The organism is Rhodopirellula sp. SH410 (assembly GCF_055811895.1).
On record NZ_CM147949.1, the window covers coordinates 5,284,491 to 5,304,093 of the forward strand.

The following is a 19,603-nucleotide window of genomic DNA, read 5'->3' on the forward strand; positions in this document are numbered from 1 at the left end:
CGGGTGAGTGTCGCTACCGGTTGTCGGACAGGTTCAAAGTGGGACGGGAGCCAAAACGGCATGTTAGAGGGACGCCAAATTTACCAGATCCCAGGGGCAAACCGAATGAGTGGCAGCCCATCTGTTTTCGCTCACCCAAACGCCGAGAAGGCGGGTCAGCGATGTGCTCAAGCATTCTTCACTCCCACGCCCCGGACGGCCTTGCCCGTCGACCACGTCCGTTTTTGAAGAAATCGGCCGTGCAACGAGCACTGCCATGCAACAGTCGCCGCGTCGAACCGGGACTTCATCGCAGGCACCCCCGCCCCACCCGTCTATACATCTTCATTCGAGAGACTATTTTGAGCACTCCGTTTCCAACGCCCTGAACCGTCCGGTTTGTACCTGTCCATGACCTCACCAGTTCCCCTTTCGAGACGTCTCCGGGTGATCTTGAGTCTATTGATTTTAGTTCATTTGGCCGCGGTCTTTGCGCCGCCGCTGGCGTTTCAAAGCCGCGGTCCCCGTGGATTGTCACCCTCTGTATCAAAACTGCTCGCCCCTGTGGCCGCATATGGTCAATTTCTGTACTTGGATCGCGGGTATGCGTTCTTCGCTCCCGATCCAGGCCCGAGCCATTTGATGCGTGTCCAACGGGGGGCACCCAACCCGAGTGAAGCAGGGGAGGTGGAGCCGATCCATTCGGCCCAAAACCCGAGCGATACCCTCTGGTACCCGAACCTGAACGAGCAGTGGCCGCGGCTGCTGTATCACCGGCATTTCATGTTGGCGGAGTTCCTCAACGATTCCTATCAACCGAAGTTGCCGGCCGACGCGGCACGTTTGGTCGGTCCCGAATTGCCGCTTGGCGAGCTGCAGGCATGGCGTTTGGGGCGTCAACGCTTCGACCTGATCCTCGGCTCGATGACCCGCCATTTGGAAACGAAGTTCGACGAACGCCCGATCCAAATTGACCGTGTCGAACATTTGCTGCCCGACTTCGTGGCGTACGCCACCAACCCGGTTCCGCTGGACGATCCGGCGGCCTATATCGTGCTCCAAGACATCCCCATCAGCATGGAAGCACTGCTCGACGTGCGCCCCGAACCGCTACCACCGGCATCGCCCATTGGGATTGATCCGGGCGAGCCCAGGCCTGACGCCTCCAAACCCGACGCCTCCAGACCTGATGCCTCCAGACCTGACGCCTCCAGACCTGACGCCCCAGCCCCGAATGGCGCCCTAAATGACGCCCCCAATGTGCCCGGGCCCGGCTCCTTCGGCGCCTCCCCGGACGGATTGTTCCGAGGCGAACGTGACTCCCGCATTCCGTCAGGAGGAGCATCGCGATGAATCGCATCTCACAACTGCTCACCGAGCAACGCCGCAGCGTCAAACAATCCTCGCTCGACTTTGTGTCCGCCTGGGACGCGTTTTGGTTTACCCCACGACATATTGAAACGCTGGCCGTGCTGCGGATCGTCGCCGGCGCGATGCTGCTGTACACAAATTTGGTGCTGGCGACTGACCTGGCGTCATTCATCGGCATCGATGCCTGGATCAACAACGACACCGCGCGAGCTCTCCATGACGGTAGGCTCGGCGAATCGACGGCCGCCTGGTCGTATCTGTGGAATATCGACAGCCCCACGTTGATTGCGATCCACCATCTGGTCGTTGTATTGGTATCGGCATCGTTCATGGTTGGTTTTTTAACCCGGATCACCGGACCGCTCGCGTGGTGGTTCCAACTGATGATCGTGCATCGATTGCTAGGCAGCCTGTTTGGACTGGACCAGATCCTGACGTACTGCGTGATGTACCTCGCCTTCACCCCCTGCGGGGCCGCGTTTTCGATCGACGCTTGGTTGCGGCGCCGTTTCGTCGGTAAGTTTCAGAAGCCACTCTCCCGCTATTGGTCGTGGTTGTGGCCTGATGACCAGCCCTCGGTGACCGCCAACATCGCGACGCGGTTGCTGCAACTGCATCTTTGCATCATCTACCTGTTTGGTGGATTGGCCAAAGCCCGTGGACAGATGTGGTGGGACGGGACGGCGCTCTGGTACGCCGTTGGCAATTACGAGTACCAGTCTTGGGACGCAACCTTTGTCGCGGCCTACCCCAGCCTATTCACCGCACTGACGCACGTGACCTTGCTGTGGGAGATTTTCTACTGTGCATTGGTATGGCCGCGTTGGACCCGTCCCCTGACACTGGCGATCGCCGTCGGCGTGCACGCTGGGATTGGGCTGGGGCTGGGGATGGCAACGTTTGGAATCATGATGATCGCCGCCAACGGCATCTTCATCAGCCCCGAGTGGATCCGGCGGTGGCGGGGAGTGGACGAAGAGGGTTCCCATCGAAGCGACGCCGCCGCGGCCGATTAGGAACGAGCGGAAATAAGTGGCCGAACGCTCCGCGGTCGGAATAGCCGAACGCTTCGCGGTCGGAATGATCGAACGCGGAGCGTTCGGCCACAATATCAGACAATAAATTTCCGCTCGTTCCTTTGTCGGCCCCAGTGAGGAGGGTCGCGGCACGTTTCCGGGCCGGGAGACCACGGTAAGAACATGATGCCCCCAGCGTTGTCCGCAATTTCCTGGGACGACTCAGCCCGACGGGGCACTCAGCCCGACGGGACGACTCAGCCCGACGGAGCACGCGGCCCGACGGGGCACTCAGCCCGAGGGCCCGACTCAGCCCGAGGGAGGGCACGCGGCCCGACGACGTTTGACTCGATTACCTGTACGGCCCGCGGTGTTTGCAACAGCGTTCGGGCCGTTGAGGCCCACCGCATGCCAACCCGCGTGAGCAGGCACTGCTGTTACCGAGTGCCGGTGGTCGTCAGTGAGTTCACACGTGTCTGGATGTTGTTTTGGATCTCTGACAGTTCACCCTCGAGGGACTGATTACTGCGATACAGCCGAACCAATTTCTCACGTTCTTCTTTGAGGCGGACGCGAAGTTTTTCGTTGTAGCTCTCGATCGCTTTCCGCTCCTTTTCGGTCTGGTCAAAATCTTGCTCCAGGAGCAATTTATCCGTCTGATAGGAGGCCAGCATACTGACCGTGGCGTCGATGGCCCGCTGCAGCACCTCTTTTTCATACCCGAGGATTTTGCTGCGGTTTTGCAGGTCTGCGATTCTCAATCGCATCTGCCGCAAAACGAAGCGGTAATCATTGAGCGGTCGGAGGTAGTATTCATCGACCAGTCGCGCCACACCTTCGGCACGCATGGCATCGGCGGCCTCTTTCTTGACGAGTAACAACTCACCCTTGGCTAATTTGACCTCGCCTTTACTATCCCCGCCCACTTTCAATCGGCTGTCGGCCGCTCGTCCGCTGCCATCGAAGAAGCCTTCGACCAAGGCACCACGCTCATCGAGACTATCGACGGTGATACTGTACGGTTTGATGAATTCGACTTTCACCCAGCGCGACAACGGCGGGTCATCGGCACGGGATCGGGAGCCGTCACGGAGGTAACTCTCACGGGTCTCCTCCGAAGTGGTTGCCAAGATGGCATTAATGAGTTTCTCGTCGACGCGTCCAAAGACGTTGTCGTCGTCGGGAACGCTACCTGCGGCGATAAAAGGCATGTGGCCGTCGAGCGGCAAGAGCTCGTAGACGGACCAACTGCTGGCCTTTCCGTCCTGAATTAACTGTTGTTGATCGGCCATCAGCGGCCCGGTGGGCGACAGCGTGACCTGGTTCGGCGTGCTGCTGACCACTCGGAATTCGCCCAGGTATCCCACAGGAACGGGGACTTCGATATCGGGGCCACGGCCTTCCCCGAATCCATACACCACCATCCCTTCGGCGATCAGCGGATCCTTGGCGGCATCGGCGTTGGGTTCCTCCGCCTCGGGCTCTTCGCCGGGGACGACTTCGCGTGGTGGACGAGCCAGCACAATGGTGGCTTGACCATTGAAATTGGAGCTATTGAGCCGCAGGCCGCGCCATCGTCGCCCGGCTTCCAGCCCGATTGCGGCCAGCTTTTGCGACATCGGCAGCACGCCTTCGTCGGACAGCGGGTTGTTCCGATCGCCGTCACGCAGTTCCTTTTGCTCCGTTTGAGCTTTTTCGAACCGGACATCGAGCTCCTCTTTTTTCTTGTACCACGCTGAGCGGCTCTTCAACGCTCCGGCGACGGGGAACAAGAAAACAACGGCGAGAATCGTGGTCAAGATGATCGCCACCATCTCATACCATCGCCAAGTAGTGGCTGCCTTCCAAAGCAAGAACGCTTGGGCCAACACCAATACGATCAGTAGTCCGAGCAGGGCGTACGACATCGAATAGTAGACAAGAGGAGTGAGGGCGGGCAGAGATCGAGGTACTAGTTTCGTTAACAAGTCTAATCGACGAAGCGGCGGGACTGCGATTTTTTCGCCAAGTTTTCTAAACCGAATGGCTTACGCGGCAGATTGAATCCCGCTAATCGCTACATATTGCCCATCAGGCATGAGGTGCACGGCCTAGGTCGGGATGTGCCGCCTTTTCCCTCCGCAGCGGTCAAGCCGAATGCCCGGATCGTCCGAACCAAGGTTACAGGCGAATCCCCGCGCCATGGATGGCGCATTCGCCCATTCCGATCTGACTATCTGCCATGGATGGTAAATACGTGACCAATCAAACTTTGTTTAACAATTTATGCGAACGCAGCCGACGTGGCCATTGGCGGTCTGCGTTGATGACCATGATTGTGATGGGTTTGCTGGTCACGATGGGCTGTTCCCGAGCTCACTACCGCGTGCAAGCCAACCGGGAGGCGAATGCGCTGATCGCTGAAAAAGCGTCGCACGTCTCACGCCCCCCCGACACGCGGCTACATATCGAAATCGACCCGCGCAGCCGGATGTTCAATCCGTTCGACCCCGATTTCCAACCGATGCCGCTGGACGACCCCGCATCGCATCTCTACATGCAGTGCGTCGACGGGCGGCGGGGGTACCCCCTGTGGGATGCCGCTGGTCTGACCAACACGTCAGAAAATCCGGGCTGGTGGCAATACCTGCCACTCAACGAAAATGGTGTCCTCGAACTCAACTCCGAGAACTCGGTCCGGATCGCGATGCTGCAGTCTCCGGACTATCAGAAACAACTTGAGAGCCTGTTCCTCTCAGCCCTCGACGTCAGCAGTGAACGGTTCCAGTTCGACACGCAGTTTTTCGGCGGTCAGCGAGCCTTTTTCAGCACAAACGGGAACGGCCGAACGGGCAGCAGCAGTACCGAGGTCGGCTTAGGTGGGTACAGCGTGGGGCTACGTGATCTCTCGATGCAGCGCGCCTTCGCGACCGGCGGTAACCTCGTCGTCGGTGTGGCCAACAACATCGTGTGGGAACTCAGCGGCCCGAACTCCCAGTCGGCCGTTACCGTTCTCGACTTTGCCATGCTGCAGCCACTGCTGCGCAACGCCGGTCGAGACCGCGTGATGGAACGTCTGACCATCTCCGAGCGGCGACTGCTCGCCAACGTCCGCTCCTTCGAACGATATCGCCGGGCGTTCTACCTCAATATCACCACCGGTCGGAACATCGACACCACCGTGCAGCGCAGCGGCGGTGTGTTCGGCGTCGGACTGAGTGGCTTCACCGGCCTGGGCAGCGGTTTCGGCGGCATCGGTGGCAGCAGCGGCACGTTCAACTTCAGTGGCGGCGGCGTGCCGGACGCGGGCGGTTTCATCGGCCTGCTGCAGGACCAACTCCAGATTCGCAACCTCGAAGAGAACGTGGCCCGACTCGGCGAGAACCTCCTCGTGCTCGAAAACACACTCGTGGAACTGCTCACGACCATCCCTGACGATCCGGAGGCCATCATTCGGCAGCGATTGCAAGTTTCGCAGTCGCGATCGTCACTCCTGAGCGCCCAGAGCGCCTTGGTCACGCGCCGCGTCACCTACCAAAACTCAATCGATAGCTTCTTGACCAATCTCGGATTGCCACCGTACATCTGCGTCGAGATCAATGACCCCGCTCTGACTCGGTTCGAACTGATCGACCGCGATCTGCGAATGCGACGCGAGGAACTCATCGAAGTCCGCACGCTCGTCGGCCGGCTCAATGTTGCCCTATTGGACCGCTCGGAACGACAAATAGACCCCGTCACAGGCATCCCCACGTCGCGTTTAAAGTGGGATGCTGAAACCAAATCACTTGTCGAGCAGCTGCAGCAATCACTCCAGCCGGTCTCGCAATTTTCACGCAGCCTGGTCGTTGATGACCTGCCGCGGATCCGCCAAGACCTCGAGACCCTCCAAGAACAACTCCCCGAACGACGCCGGCAAACCGAATCGCTGCTCGCCCTCTATCGGGAAGAACAAAACAATATCTGCTCGCTGCTCGGCATCGAAGCGGTTGATGAGTCGATTTTCGACATGCAACCGGTGCTCCAAATTGGGGAAGAGCTCGAAGAAAGCTTCGAGAAGCTCTCGACACGCTTGAAGACGTATCAACCCCAAGTGGATGCCCTGACCGAGTCGATCGCAGAATTCCTCGCGGCCGGACCGGAAACCAACGACAACGCCGAAGTGGCCCAACAGGTTCGCCAGCGGGTCATCCTGGCAAGCCAAAATGTGCTCGCCCAACTTGGCGACGACGTGCTCAGCCTGCAACTAGTTCAAGCCCGCGCCCGGGTGGAGAGCCTCGTTCTGCCCGAAGTCGAAATCGATCCCGGGGAAGCGCTGCAGATTGCTCGCGTGAACCGCCGCGACTGGGCCAACGCCCGGGCCAGCTTGGTCGACAAATATCGCTCCATCGAGTTTATCGCCGACAATCTTGAGAGCACCCTCGATGTGACCTTTGCCGGCGGCGTGCAAAACGATGGCAACAATCCGTTCGCCCTCAAACACAACACCACGGCACTGCGTGTGGGACTGCAGTGGGATGCACCGATCACGCGTTTGCAGGAGCGGAATACCTATCGCCAGTCGCTCATCGAGTATGAACAATCCAAGCGGGCATACTACGGCTACGAAGATAACATTTGGCGGCTCTTGCGAGCCACCATCCGACAACTGCGAGCCAACCGCATCAACTTTGAACTGGGCCGTCAATCGGTGCGAATCGCAGCCTCTCAGTTGGAGCTCAACGAAGACATTCGCGAATTCCGAGATGCCCGCGGCCTCAGTAGCGGTCCCACCGCGGCTCGGGATACGATTACGGCATTGAGCGCCCTGCTCGATTCACAGAACGGGCTGCTGAACCTGTATGTGAACTTCGAAGTCGTTCGGCGTGGGCTGGACATGGACCTCGGCACGATGGAACTGACGCCCGACGGGATGTGGATCGATCCCGGGCCAATCGACCCCGCCGCGCTCCTCGGGCTGGTCGGCACGATGGAGAGTGGGATGATTGAGTGTGGGCAAGCCCCGTTCATCGACGGCGAAAACCCATGCACACCGCCCGCCTGTGGCAACATGCCCCTGCGGCCTCAGTCCACCGAGGCGATCTACGGTCGCGGGATTTGAGGGCAGCGGTTGTCGCGACGCTCGCCCGAGCGTCGCCAGTGACTCGTTGATCCCCGCACCATTGACCGGCCTGAGGGCGGACGCAACGTGACTGGCAATCACGTAGTGAACGTCCATCCCGTGAACGTTTACTCAGTGAACGCTTTAGAACGGAACCGAACCTGGGGGATCTTCGCCATCCTCCCAGTCATCCAAAAAGTCGTCGATTGATCCGCCACGGACCTCATGGTCTTCGAGAAACCCCTCGCCGTCGTCATCGTCATCGAGCAACTCGTCGAGGTCTTCGTCGATATCGTCATCACCGGGATCGAGCAAATACTCAGGCGGGGCTGACGAATCGTCCGGAACCCACCGAATGGTGGGGCGGGGCGGATCCGACAACGACGTGCCGCATTCGATTGCTGTCCAGCTGATATCGCCTGGCCCGTCGGCGGTGTCGCCGGTGCAAACATCTTCGTCGCCGGCGAGCAAATAGAGCGTCGCGTGCCGTAGGAAGTTCTCAATATCACCGGGTTTGTAGGTTTCGCCTCGGCAAACCGCTTCCATATCCGGCAAGTCAAACTGGCCATTGCCGACGGTGTCCATCACCACCCAGCCATCATCCTCGGTGAAGATCCGCACGTTGGTCCACATGTCCAGCGGCGGCAGCTCGTGACTCCATGCATGATTGAGCCCTTGGCGGAGCAGGGTGGCATCCCGCAAGATCTCCCCACCGGGATTGAAATAGCACAACGCGGCGGGCGATTCGAGCAAAGCTGTCGCCGCCCGGGTCAATGCCTGCAGCTCGGCCATCGAATCGTAGTCATCGGGCACCAGCGGCAGGTCTTCATCGTCATCCTCGTCCGAGCCGAGCACATAACTGATTAACAGACGTACATGTGCGGTGTGCTCCCGCACTGCATCGACAGCCCCCTCCCAACCCCAGGACTGGGCCGCCGCCCGCTCGAGACCGCCGGGAAACGCCAGCGGGCCATACTGTCCAAGTGACCAGGCAACGAACCGTTCGGGTGATTCATCGGGGTCGCCCATGTCGTCCGGCCAGGGTGCGATGGTGGGGGTCACCAGTAAATGTCCACCACAATCCGGACGAAATTCATAAACAAGTGTCTCGGGCGCCTCAGCGTCATCGGACTCTTGCCGGGCGACGAGCTCGAAGGCGCGCAATCGTTGCTGTATTTCCTCCACAGGCATCGGCTGCTTCAAGAGGACACACATGCCCTGGGTGAACAATCCCTTCGCCATCACGTCACTCCTGTTCGGTTGAATTGCCAGCGATCCTTGCTTTTTCCGCGGATGCCGAACCGATCGGGCTTCTGACACGCCAATTTCTCGCTCTTACACCACACAATTTACGGCAATAGCGGCTAAGTTGCGACCGATTCTCTGCAATTTTCAGCCGCAATGGCGAATATTTCGAGATCCCACCCGACTGCGGTTCACCGACCCACACCAACTCTGGGGCAGAGTCGGAAACGATGCCTCGAGCGAGGCCCGCAACGCGACCGTTCTGACTCGGTAGCGGATTAGGAATTGGCGAGATTTCCGATGAACCGAATATCCCCCGGCAGATGTATAGTGTATACTGATTACGTTGCCTTGGGTGGCCCACACCCGCGCACAAAAAAATCCATTGTTTTCCCAATAAATTTTTCGCATCCGAAATGCAAGTGATTTGTCGGGGAAAAACGGTCTTTTCGAATTCCGGCTACAGCGTGGAAGATATCTTTCATGAAATGCTGGCCTGCTACCACTGGCTGCCGTAGTGCTACCATGTAGAGGTAGACCGAATGTTTACCCTTTTCGGCGAATTTGGTGGATAGTGGAACTGACTCGCCATCAGTTACGTCTACTGGGGTAGACGACCCACCCAACCACACCCTACTAGAAACTGGAATAAATCCTTTGTCAAAACGACTCTTAATTGTCGATGACCACGCTGTCTCGCGTTTGGGGACACGCGCCGCGCTGAGTGAAACGGACATCGAAATTGTTGGCGAAGCCACCAAAGCCGCTGAAGCGCTCGAATTTGTCGCAAACGATGTCCCCGACACCGTGTTGCTGGACATCCGCATGGAGGGCGGTGACGGCCTGAACACGCTCGGCCGGATCAAGCTCGACCATCCCGATTTGCCGATTTTGCTGTTCTCGGGATACGACAACCCCACCTACGTCGCCCGCGCCGTGGCACTCGGCGCCGCTGGCTACGTACTGAAGTCAGCACCGATCGAACGGCTGATCGAAGCCCTGAACCTGTGCTTCGCTGGCGAGCAATCGTGGACCCGTGAAGAACTGCGTCGCGTCACCGGTGCCTTGGCGACTCCTCGGATGAGCCAAGACATTGATGTGCCACTGACTCAGCGTGAGAGCGAAGTGCTGCGGCAGATGGCGCTTGGTTTGACGAACAAAGAAATCGCCAAAATGCTCGGCATTAGCTACGAAACCGTTAAAGAGCATGTCCAGCACATCCTGCGCAAACTCGGTGTTTCCGATCGCACGCAAGCTGCCGTATGGGCCGTTCGCAAAGACTTGGTCTAAGTAGTGAATCAGGATCGAGCAACGCCTGCAACCTCGCTAACCGACGCTTCACTTGAACTGGAGACTGAATCCTATCGCTACCGCACGCCGATCAAATTCGGCGGCCGGGTAGTCAGTGACGTGACGGTGCTCAACGTTGCCTGCCATGCTACGCTCGCCAATGGGCAGCGTGGGCAGGGGCTGGGCAGCATGACCATGGGCGTGGCGTGGGCTTGGCCCGATCCTGCCGTGGACGATGCGACCAAACTAACCGTCGTCCTGGAGATCGCCGAGCGTTTGGCAGAAACCTGCCACGCAATGGATATCGCGGGCCACCCCATTGAAATCTGCTTGCAACTCGCCGAACGACGCGATCCCATCGCAGCCGAGGTTGCCCAACGCCATGGCCTGGTGACGCCGATCCCCGAACTCGCCGTACTCTTGGCAGGGTCGCCAATCGAGGCAGCCCTGTTCGATGCCCAGGGGAAGGCGGCCGGGACGAGCAGCTATGAACTACTCACCGCTGAGCACCTGCCGAGCGATCTCGGTGAACTACTCGGCGATGCCGCCTACGATGGCTTGAGGCTCGATCAATTCGTGTCCCAGCAACCCGTTGCGGCCCTACCCCTTTATCACCTCGTCGGCGCCCTCGACCCACTCACCGCGGACGACATCAAAACACCCGTCGGCGACGGGCTGCCCGAAACGCTCGGCCAATGGATCGAGCGAAACGAGCTGACGCATCTGAAAATCAAACTCGCCGGCGACGACGCCGCGTGGGACCTGCAACGCATCATTGGCACTCACCAGGTCGCCTGCCAGACCCACCAACGGGGCCGATCGACAGGCAAACCCTATTTTTATTCACTGGATTTTAATGAGCGGTGCTCCGACGAAGAGTACGTCCTGAACCTGCTCGCTGAACTGCGACAACAGAGCCCCGACGCCTTTGAGCGCGTCCAGTACATTGAACAGCCCACGGCGCGTGATCTCACCCGCCCTGACGCAGTCACCATGCACCGCGTCGGCAAGCTCAAACCGGTCGTGATCGACGAATCGCTTACCGACCTGAATAGCCTGCGACGGGCGGTCGCCCAGGGCTACTCAGGAATTGCCCTGAAAGCCTGCAAGGGGCACGCCGAAGCGATGCTGCTCGGCGCAGTGGCGCAGCACGAGGGCCTGTTCCTATGCGTGCAAGACCTGACGTGCATCGGCGCCTCGTTCCTACACTCCGCGTCACTGGCAGCACACATCCCCGCCGTCGCGGCCGTCGAGAGCAATGGCCGCCAATACTGCCCGGCCGGCAATGCAGCCTGGATGGAGCGGTACCCGGCGATGTTCGAAATTCGTGGCGGCGAAATCCCCACCGAATTGCTCAACGGCCCAGGACTCGGTTACGCGTGCTGAAACCTCGCAGCCGTGACACGAGAAGCGTCCCGGTCACCGCCTCACGCCTCCGCTGCCCCCACAAGAGGCACATAAGGGCATCGGGAGCACGGTGCGCAGCCAGCGAGAGAACTCGCCTGCACGCCATCTGACACCGCGACACCCCGGCTCACCCGTGCCATTCACGTGCGGCAATGAATCCGCCATTATGGGGGTGCTTGCCGGCATTAAAGTCCATTTTTTCGGCACTATTTGCTTTTCTGCGGTACTTCCCAAGCCGGACGGTGTTTATAATTCGTAGTATTCCTATCTGTACTTCTTCAAATTAAGAGTGAATTTAATGAAAAAGCGTTTTCCCAAGGGCTTTACGCTCGTCGAGCTGTTAGTTGTCATTGCGATTATCGGGGTCCTTGTTGGGCTCCTACTGCCGGCCGTTCAAGCGGCCCGAGAAGCAGCTCGCCGAATGAGCTGCAGCAACAACTTCAAACAAATTGGACTTGGTCTCCACAACTACCATTCGGCATTTGACCAGCTGCCCATCCATGGTGCCGGCACCTACTCCCCCGGCGGTAGTGATCTTTGGGATCAGCCTTCGCCCGTGACAGGCTCGGCAACGGGCACATCCAACCAACGTCTTTCGATGCTGGTTGGCATGCTCCCTTTCATCGAGCAACAGGCTGTCTGGCAACAGATCAGCAACCCGCTGGCGATTAACTCCGATGGCTCCGTTCGAAACCCACCATGGCAGGCAATGGGACCACGTCCCGACGAACGCAACTAAGCACGTCGGGTGAATTTATTCGGCATAATTAAAAAGCGTAGGCATATACGACACTTCTCCAAACTCATTGAGTGTTTTCGTAAGTGTGTTTAGCAGTGTACTGAAGCGCTCCCAGGCGCCAGCGGGGAGCAGTTGGTACTTGAGTTTTTTCCAAAGCATTTCAATTGCATTCAGCTCTGGACTGTATGGCGGCAGATGGTAGATGTAGAGTCCTTTCTCTGCCCAGTCTTCCATGCGAGTTTGAAATGCTCCGCTCGTGTGGACTGAGGCATTGTCAAGGACCACAACAGTTGGACCGTCGATTGTTTGGCAATAATCATCGAAAATTGCAATCACCATTTCGCTGTTCACGTAGCCTTTGTGGAGATAGGTGTGGGTTTCACCGTCTTGACCCTGAAACCCAATCGCTTGAACGTTGCTGCCGTGTGCCCCGGTTACGGGTATTTCGTAGCGTCGACCGATCGGTTGCCATCCGTAGGGAACAACTCCTTTGAGCGAGAAACCCGCCTCGTCAAAGTAAACAACGTTCAAATCCGGTTCTTCGAGAAACTCGGCTAGCTCTTCCTTGGCCAATTGAAATTTCTTTTCATCCCGTTTTTGCCGCAAACTTCGACGATAACGTTTCCAACTCAGCCGAAACCGCCTCGCGTATTCTCGCAGAGTGGGTCGCTTGATTTCCTTGCCGGTTTTTTCTTTCAGCTCTTTCAGCACCTTGGCTGGTCGATTCGGGTATTTTCGAAGTAGTCGCCGGAGAGTTTGCTGCTCTGAGGCGTTGAGTATCGGCGGCGCACCGGGATGCTCGGAGTCTTCAAGTGCGTCGGGGCCGCCTTCTGAAAATCTGTCAATCCAACTGGATACCGAATCTCGATCCACGCCAAAGATATCGACAAGGGAACTTATTTCGTACTGTTGGTCGCTGAGTAAGATTGCGTGCGCACGAACTCGCGTATAGTGGCAATGATGACTTTTCCACATTTCCGTCAGTTGCTGTTTTTGCTCGACTGAGCCAATTTGTGCGAATTTTGTAGAGGGGCGTGCCATTTGAATCTCCCGGTTCGTGAAACAGGGAGAAACATGATGCTTCGCATAATCTCGACCATCGAGCATTTGCTAGCAAATCAGAAAGGATTCCCAACTCAACATGGGTGCAAAAAGCTTGCCAGTTATACCGAAATACTTACCCAGATGTGCTTACCCGCCGTATGTGACTGAAATGGCGACACTACGTTGCCCCAGCGACCCCGGCACGGGACTTCCCGCACTTGGACGCACAAACTATGCAGCCTGCACGGGAGATTCGTCGTACCGGTCACGTGACCCCTACCTCAACGTCAACGAGAAGGCCAGCGATTCATCGGTTACGTTCCCATACTCAGCCAACAGCGGCACGGCAGCACACTCTGACGCAGCCCACCGTGGCATGTTCGTGCTGACTCGCGGCACCAAGTTCCGTGACACCTTGGATGGTCTCGCCAACACGATCATGTGCGGCGAAATCGCGACTGACTTGGGCGACAAAGACTCGCGAACTTCGCTTCCCACCTCCGGTGCCGTTGGCGTCACGGGCGAGCGACAAAACTGTCACCTGAACCCTTCATTCCTGCAACAAACGATCGACCCACAGCGTCCTCAGTTTTGGATTGGCGCGGTTGGGACCAACTCTAACTGGGGTCGTGGATTCCACTGGCACGATGCGATGCCTGTCTATTCCCAAGCACACACAATCCTGCCACCGAACAAGTTGCTTTGCACGGACGCAGGCCCTGGTGCTGGACACGGCGACTTGGTTTCGACCATGTCGAGCCGACACCAAGGTGGTGCTCACGTCCTAATGGGCGACGGTGCCGTCAAGTTCATCACAGACTCGATTGAAGCAGGCAACTCGTCCAACCCTGTTGTCTACCTCAATGGTTCCTCTGCCACCAACAACCAGACAGGGGCACAAAGCCCATTCGGGCTCTGGGGTGCACTGGGAACACGTGCTTCGCACGAAGTGCTTCAAGGCGACTTCTAGGCCGGACTGCGAAAAAACTTGGCAGGCACATGACACTCATGTGCCTGCCGGCAAGCCGTTCATGACGTGCTAGCGAGAGTGATGTATTTTAGCGACAGCACATCCCGCTCAAGCCATTCCGTTCAACCGCGTCGCACGCGGGTTCGCGAAACGCGGGCCGGCGAGCACGCGATGAAACCATCTCTGCCGCATGGTTTCCCCGCATGGGTTTAAGAACGAGAGGAGACTAAGTGGCCGAACGCTCCGCGGTCGAAATAGTCGATCGCGGAGCGTTCGGCCATAAACCCCGACGGCCATTTGCCGCGGGCTCCTTAGGAGCGTTCGGCCACGATATGAGACAGTAATTCCCCGCTCGTTCCTTAGCGGAGGCCCTCGCGTGCCGCCCGGCGAAGGCCATCGACCACACGTTTCAGCAAAACGGGTGCACGGCCACACTGAGACTCCCGTACAGGGCAGGCGGCCCACACCCGCTCAGGATCGACCGCAGAACAAGGGTCCATCCGGGTTTATCGTGGGGGAACACATCTTAATTAGAAGCGATGTTACCGCTGGCGAGATCACTTGATCTCTTTGTAGCTTCCCAATGCAGCAGCGTCTTTTTCAGCTTGTGCGTCATAGCTATCAATCGCTTCTTGGTCGGCTGAATCCAAGATATTAGACGAACCAGACCGTCCACACCCAGAAAGTGTCGCGATTCCAAAAAGTAAAACTAGCATAAACAAACGATTCATTGGGTTTGGCCCTGATACAAAGAACGGAATAGTAGATCCATCAACCGATGGCACTCCGGGCATTCTAGCAATCATTTCGACGATGCGGGATTGTCGTTTTGATTTTTTCTGATGACTTACCAGCGATTCTATCAATAGGCACGCTTGAGGAATGGGCGGTCTTCCTTCATTCAACCACGACCTGGTTTGGCGATTGAAGATAACCTATCAAGTCGACAATTTCCTCTTCACTGAGCGGCTGCAGCAACCCGCTCGGCATGGGCGATTGATTCGTTGGCACCTCTTCTTCAACATCGTCGAGACTGATCGTTTCGGTTCGGGCCGCTGAGGCAATGGTCAAGGTTCGCCGCGTCCGCTGCGTGATCAAGCCGACCAACAATCGTCCATCGACGGTCAGGACTTTCGTGGCACGGTAGTCCGCGCCAACAACGCCATCGGGATCAACAATATTACTGAGCAGGTAATCGAGGTTACTCCGCTGCGCGCCCGTTAAATCGGGCCCAACCTGCTCGCCATTGCCAAACATTTTGTGACACCCTGCGCAGCTGCGGTCAAAGAGCACGCGCCCCGCCTGCAAATTGGCAGACCGCAATCGCTCGGGCGTCAATCGCTGCTGCAGACGGGAGATTTCGCTCAACCGGTCCTCGGGTGTTTCTCGAACCTGCCCCCACACGGCTTCCAAACGCCCCATCAGACCCTCATTGCCCAATGCAGCAATACTTCGCACGTGCGAAGCGGACAACGCCTCCTTGGGCAACTTGCCTTGCTCGATTCGCTCAATCAGGGCTGAGGCAAACATTTCGCGGGCACATAGCAGCGAGATCACGTTGCCTCGCAGCGGGGCGCGGAAACGCCCGTAACTCTTCAGTAGTACCTCGCCGACTTTGGGATGCTCGATACGGGCGAGTGATTCGGCTGCCGCCATGTTGACGTGGGGATCCGCGATCAGGGGTTGCGCCGCAGTCGCGATCGCCGCCGCTGTGGTCGCGTCATGGCTTGGATCCTCCTGCCATGCTGCCACCAAACCCTTCAAAGCCGCAAGTCGCTCGAGAACGTCTGCACTCGAACGATTGAGTACCGCCTGCAGCTCGTCCACACTCATCCCCTCGCCATAAAGCGTATCGATCTGATCCACGAGAGGTTTCCGATCGGGCGTCGCCGCGAGAATAGCATCTCGTAACCTTGGCCAGGCATCTGTGATGGGTGCGCGACGAATGCCAACCAGCCCTTGCTCCACCCCCGTTAACATCGCGGTGCACCAGGACTTGTTTGTGTCGACGTCCTGCGCTCGATATTTCTCCAGTGCCAAAAGCTGCAATTGGGCAAACGCCTCGGGGGATGACTCGGCTTGCTCCGCAATGCTCCGAGCGATGTACGTCGTCAGCTCAGGAAGTTCACACACTTTTAGTACGTCGATCATCTCTTCCGGCGTTGTCGAAGAACGATCCATCAAGCCGTACCAGATCAGTTTCGGAAGATCATGGTCATCGATATCCTGAACACCACTGAATTGCAGGAGTTTGGTCGCCGCGTCTGCTCGCGTCGTTTCCGGTAGGCGCTGCAGTGTCGAGGCGAGATTCAATCGAACGAGCGCCGATGAGCCGGCCCCCAACTGCCCCATGTTATCGATGAACACTCTCGCCTGATTGATAATTTCCGGCCATGCGGTGTGGCTGTCCGCGGTGGGGCCATACACATCGTCGATCGGCCAATGCTGCACATAGGCGCGAATCGCGGCCGCCCGAACATATTCGGATGGGTCAGCAAACCAAGGCTGGTAGTCATGCAGTGCCCCGAGGACGTCAAGCGCCCATAAGATACGGCAACGACAGGCGGGATCGTCCTGCTCGCGAGCCTCGGATCGCAATCGTTCCATCGCGCCAGACATGTCGGTCCCGTTCGCTTGAAGCTCACGCAGTCGCATTGCCGCTTGACGCGAGAACCACCGTTGGTCACCTAACACCCACTCCACCAGAGCGGGGACATCAGCTGAGAGGACGTCGTGTTTGGGTTGTGAACTCGAATCTGCCGAGAGTTTATAAATCCGACCGCTGCTGCGATGCACCCCAGTATGTTCATGGCATTCACCGAGATCACTCCAGTCCAAAACGAACACATTTCCGTCTGGTCCCGCCGATAGATCCATTCCCCGAAACCACTCATCACTCGACAGAAAGAAGTCATCGCCATGGGTGGCCACATAGCCGCCACCGCGACGCAGCAAGTTTTCGCGGTTGGCACGTCGTCCATGAAAGTTGAGTGTCATCAGCGATCCTCGGAACGCGGCCGGCCATGTCGACTCTTGATAAATCATCAGTCCACAGTGAGCGTGTCCGCCGCCAAAATCATCCGCCGCTCCATCGCGAGACTTCGTCCAATGCTGCCCGGTATCGAAATGATAATGATCCGCGTGTTGGTCGATTGTCGCAAATACGTTGGGGTTGGGATCGAGCGTGAAGGGACGATTGAAATGAGCCCCATGAATCCCGTGCCACAGGTGTCCATTGACCGTATTGATGAAGAACAGATCGCCGTACTCGTTGAAATCATGGCCCCAGGGGTTTGTTGTGCCATGGCACAGGACTTCGAACCGATTGTCGGTAACGTCAAATCGCCAAATGCCACCCTCCAGCGAGATCCGTTTTCCATCAGGTGCACCGGGGACACCGATGCGTCCGGGACACGAACCGCCACAGCGTCCGTATAGCCAGCCATCCTCACCAAATCGCAATCCGTTGGCGAAATTGTGATAGTTTTGCTGAGCGACCTCGAAGCCATCGAGGACGACTTGCGGAGCCCCATCGGGAACCATGTCGTGATCGGCGTCGGGGACAAACAGCAATTGCGGGGGACACATCAGCCACACCCCATGGACGCCCGCTGGGCCCGGCCCGACCTCGACACTCGTCAACCGCGTCAGTGTGTCCATGAACACGGTTCGCTGCTCGGGCGTGCCATCACGATCGGCATCGGCAAGCACGATGACGCGATCTCGTAGGTCATCACGAAAACGCACACCACTTTTGGCGTAGGTGTAGTTCTCAGCGATCCACATCCGCCCCTGGGAATCCCAGGCCAGGTCAATGGGATTCTGAACATCGGGCTCAGCAGCAAACACAGACGCGGAAAAACCGGGTGGCAGATCGATCGCCGCAGCACTCGCGGCGGGAGCGAGTTGCCGATGCGAGACCGCCAACGGTTCGGTGTCCTCGGGAACCGGAAAAACATCCTCGGCTGGAGGATCGATCGGTTCCACAGCGGACGCTTTGGCGGCAACACAAGCCGCCGCCCAAAAAAGCAGGCATCCGACACAAAATCCCCAGGAGAGGAGACCGATTCTTTTTCGCCCGTAGGATGGGACCATTGTCCCGCCCGCAGGCTCATATGCCCCGCCCGCAGGCTCCTTTCGGTGACCCGTCGCCAATTTGCTCGCTCGGGACAATGGTCCCAAGCTACGGGCGTTCCTAGGGGGCATGTGCTGCGGTTGCCCCGCGACTTTCGACTCTCGCGAGCACTGCACCGATCGCCCAAGGTCAAGGCGTCGTGCATTCGAGCCCAAAAGTGCGTAGAACATAGTGGAAATCAAATTCATCGGACGGTCATTCTGGAAATATTGAAGATGCGGCGAATTGGCAACCTAGCGGGCGAGAACCAGGCGAATCGCTTCTGCGATTTTTTGCAAACCCAGTCGATTGACGCGAAAGCGAGTTCGACCGACGAATCAGCAGCACCAGCTTCCACTGAACATGATATCTGGATTCGGCAAGAGCAGGACGTGCCGCGTGCCCGCGAATTATTCGCGGAGTACAAGGCCAATCCCTCTGCGAAGGAGTACGACGTCTCGGCAGAGGCGGCGCGGCAACGCAAGCAGCAGTCCCAACAGATTGCGCAGAAAATTGCCGCTCAGAAAAAAGCTCAACTGCAGATTCGCCGTAGCAACGGCGCCGGACTCGGTGGCCCCGGCCAATCGCCCGCTTCGATTCCCGTCACGATTGGATTCGTCGTGCTCGCGACCGTGATTGGCTTCATCACCAATTTCGGCCGCCCCAGTCCCAACGATGTGACAGCCAACCGCGTCTTCAATGCGCTGTCCTGTGTGGATGAGATCACCTACCAGACGACGGGTGACCTGATGGGATCGATCAAACGGGGAGAGGTGTGGCGAATTTTCACGCCCATGCTGCTGCACGGTAGCATGATGCACCTGGCCTTCAATATGCTCAACCTCGTCTTCCTCGGGGGGGTGGTCGAGCGAATCCATGGCCGTTGGTTCTTCCTCTTCCTGCTGTTGGTCTGCGGCGGCGTCGGGACGCTAACGCAGATTCTGATGCCCTATTCGTGGGGGGGAGGCCCCGTCATCGGCGCCTCCGGAGGTGTGTTGGGTATTTTTGGTTTCATCTGGATTCGTCCCAAATTCCAACCGGGTTACCCCGTCGAGATCCCGCAAATCGGCGTCATCTACATGCTGGGATTTCTGGTACTCTGCTTCACCCCCATGATGCCGAATATCGCCAATGGGGCCCACATAGGCGGTTTGCTCACCGGCATGCTCATCGCCGTGATCGCCCCGAAAACATTGTAGCTTGGGGCCATTGCCCCGAGCGAACCATGCGTCCCGAGCGAACCATGCGACGCGGGTGGGACCTTGAGTCCAGATACAGGCCCCGCCCAATCCGCTCCGAGAATATCCCAGGCACATTCGACTTCCGGATCTGTCGAGTTCTGACGCGC

The 19,603-nt window shown here is 58.0% G+C and carries 12 protein-coding genes and 1 pseudogene; 8 read left to right on the forward strand and 5 right to left on the reverse strand.

Annotated elements, in window-relative coordinates; all coding sequences use genetic code 11:
- The first annotated feature begins 390 nt into the window (after window positions 1-390).
- Window positions 391-1,332 carry a hypothetical protein gene (locus SH410x_RS19255; RefSeq protein ID WP_473669992.1) on the forward strand — a complete coding sequence of 314 codons (942 nt, stop codon included), beginning with the start codon at window positions 391-393 and terminating at the stop codon, window positions 1,330-1,332.
- The gene (locus SH410x_RS19260; RefSeq protein WP_473669994.1) at window positions 1,329-2,366 is read left to right on the forward strand and encodes an HTTM domain-containing protein; all 1,038 of its coding nucleotides are present in this window, start codon (window positions 1,329-1,331) and stop codon (window positions 2,364-2,366) included. Before SH410x_RS19255 ends, SH410x_RS19260 begins: the two co-directional genes overlap by 4 nt.
- A 437-nt stretch (window positions 2,367-2,803) precedes the next feature.
- Here SH410x_RS19260 and SH410x_RS19265 read toward each other — a convergent pair whose 3' ends face one another.
- Window positions 2,804-4,273 carry a hypothetical protein gene (locus tag SH410x_RS19265; protein ID WP_473669996.1) on the reverse strand — a complete coding sequence of 490 codons (1,470 nt, stop codon included), beginning with the start codon at window positions 4,271-4,273 and terminating at the stop codon, window positions 2,804-2,806.
- A 413-nt stretch (window positions 4,274-4,686) separates the two neighbouring features.
- On the opposite strand from SH410x_RS19265, the gene SH410x_RS19270 reads away from it, so the two are divergent.
- Entirely contained in the window at window positions 4,687-7,446 is a 2,760-nt protein-coding gene (locus tag SH410x_RS19270; RefSeq protein WP_473677350.1) for a TolC family protein, read from the forward strand.
- Window positions 7,447-7,590: 144 nt separating this feature from the next.
- Here the strand turns inward: SH410x_RS19270 and SH410x_RS19275 are convergent, their stop codons facing one another.
- Window positions 7,591-8,766, reverse strand: a complete 1,176-nt coding sequence (locus tag SH410x_RS19275) for a DUF4261 domain-containing protein (RefSeq protein WP_473669998.1) — start codon at window positions 8,764-8,766, stop codon at window positions 7,591-7,593.
- A gap of 582 nt (window positions 8,767-9,348) precedes the next feature.
- Here SH410x_RS19275 and SH410x_RS19280 point away from each other — a divergent pair.
- The 3 genes and pseudogenes from SH410x_RS19280 to SH410x_RS19290 all read left to right on the forward strand — a co-directional run.
- Window positions 9,349-9,981: a response regulator gene (locus SH410x_RS19280; RefSeq protein ID WP_473670000.1), complete on the forward strand. Its 633-nt coding sequence runs from the start codon at window positions 9,349-9,351 to the stop codon at window positions 9,979-9,981.
- A gap of 3 nt (window positions 9,982-9,984) precedes the next feature.
- A complete protein-coding gene (locus SH410x_RS19285) occupies window positions 9,985-11,367 on the forward strand; it encodes an enolase C-terminal domain-like protein (protein WP_473670002.1) in 1,383 nt (460 codons plus the stop codon).
- Window positions 11,368-11,686: 319 nt separating this feature from the next.
- A pseudogene (locus SH410x_RS19290) lies at window positions 11,687-12,115 on the forward strand (DUF1559 family PulG-like putative transporter); the annotation flags it as partial.
- Between the two features lie 27 nt (window positions 12,116-12,142).
- On the opposite strand, the gene SH410x_RS19295 reads toward SH410x_RS19290, so the two are convergent.
- The gene (locus SH410x_RS19295) at window positions 12,143-13,234 is read right to left on the reverse strand and encodes an IS630 family transposase (RefSeq protein ID WP_473668492.1); all 1,092 of its coding nucleotides are present in this window, start codon (window positions 13,232-13,234) and stop codon (window positions 12,143-12,145) included.
- A gap of 106 nt (window positions 13,235-13,340) precedes the next feature.
- Between SH410x_RS19295 and SH410x_RS19300 the strand changes: the two genes are divergently transcribed.
- On the forward strand, window positions 13,341-14,141 hold the full coding sequence (locus SH410x_RS19300) for a DUF1559 family PulG-like putative transporter (protein WP_473670004.1): 801 nt from the start codon (window positions 13,341-13,343) through the stop codon (window positions 14,139-14,141).
- A gap of 557 nt (window positions 14,142-14,698) precedes the next feature.
- Here SH410x_RS19300 and SH410x_RS19305 read toward each other — a convergent pair.
- Together SH410x_RS19305 and SH410x_RS19310 are read right to left on the reverse strand one after the other, a co-directional pair.
- The gene (locus tag SH410x_RS19305) at window positions 14,699-15,007 is read right to left on the reverse strand and encodes a hypothetical protein (RefSeq protein ID WP_473670006.1); all 309 of its coding nucleotides are present in this window, start codon (window positions 15,005-15,007) and stop codon (window positions 14,699-14,701) included.
- Window positions 15,008-15,038: 31 nt separating this feature from the next.
- Window positions 15,039-18,128: a PVC-type heme-binding CxxCH protein gene (locus SH410x_RS19310; protein ID WP_473670008.1), complete on the reverse strand. Its 3,090-nt coding sequence runs from the start codon at window positions 18,126-18,128 to the stop codon at window positions 15,039-15,041.
- Window positions 18,129-18,491: 363 nt separating this feature from the next.
- Here SH410x_RS19310 and SH410x_RS19315 point away from each other — a divergent pair, with 363 nt between their 5' ends.
- The gene (locus SH410x_RS19315; RefSeq protein ID WP_473670010.1) at window positions 18,492-19,454 is read left to right on the forward strand and encodes a rhomboid family intramembrane serine protease; all 963 of its coding nucleotides are present in this window, start codon (window positions 18,492-18,494) and stop codon (window positions 19,452-19,454) included.
- Window positions 19,455-19,603: the final 149 nt, after the last annotated feature.

What these genes read in the sequence shown, in the direction of transcription:
- SH410x_RS19300 (WP_473670004.1), top strand. Translation starts at nt 13,341, where the DNA reads ATGGCGACACTACGTTGCCCCAGCGACCCCGGCACGGGACTTCCCGCA.
- SH410x_RS19315 (WP_473670010.1), top strand. Translation starts at nt 18,492, where the DNA reads ATGCGGCGAATTGGCAACCTAGCGGGCGAGAACCAGGCGAATCGCTTC.
- SH410x_RS19265 (WP_473669996.1), bottom strand. Translation starts at nt 4,273, where the DNA reads ATGTCGTACGCCCTGCTCGGACTACTGATCGTATTGGTGTTGGCCCAA.
- SH410x_RS19295 (WP_473668492.1), bottom strand. Translation starts at nt 13,234, where the DNA reads ATGCTCGATGGTCGAGATTATGCGAAGCATCATGTTTCTCCCTGTTTC.
- SH410x_RS19270 (WP_473677350.1), top strand. Translation starts at nt 4,687, where the DNA reads ATGGGTTTGCTGGTCACGATGGGCTGTTCCCGAGCTCACTACCGCGTG.
- SH410x_RS19260 (WP_473669994.1), top strand. Translation starts at nt 1,329, where the DNA reads ATGAATCGCATCTCACAACTGCTCACCGAGCAACGCCGCAGCGTCAAA.
- SH410x_RS19255 (WP_473669992.1), top strand. Translation starts at nt 391, where the DNA reads ATGACCTCACCAGTTCCCCTTTCGAGACGTCTCCGGGTGATCTTGAGT.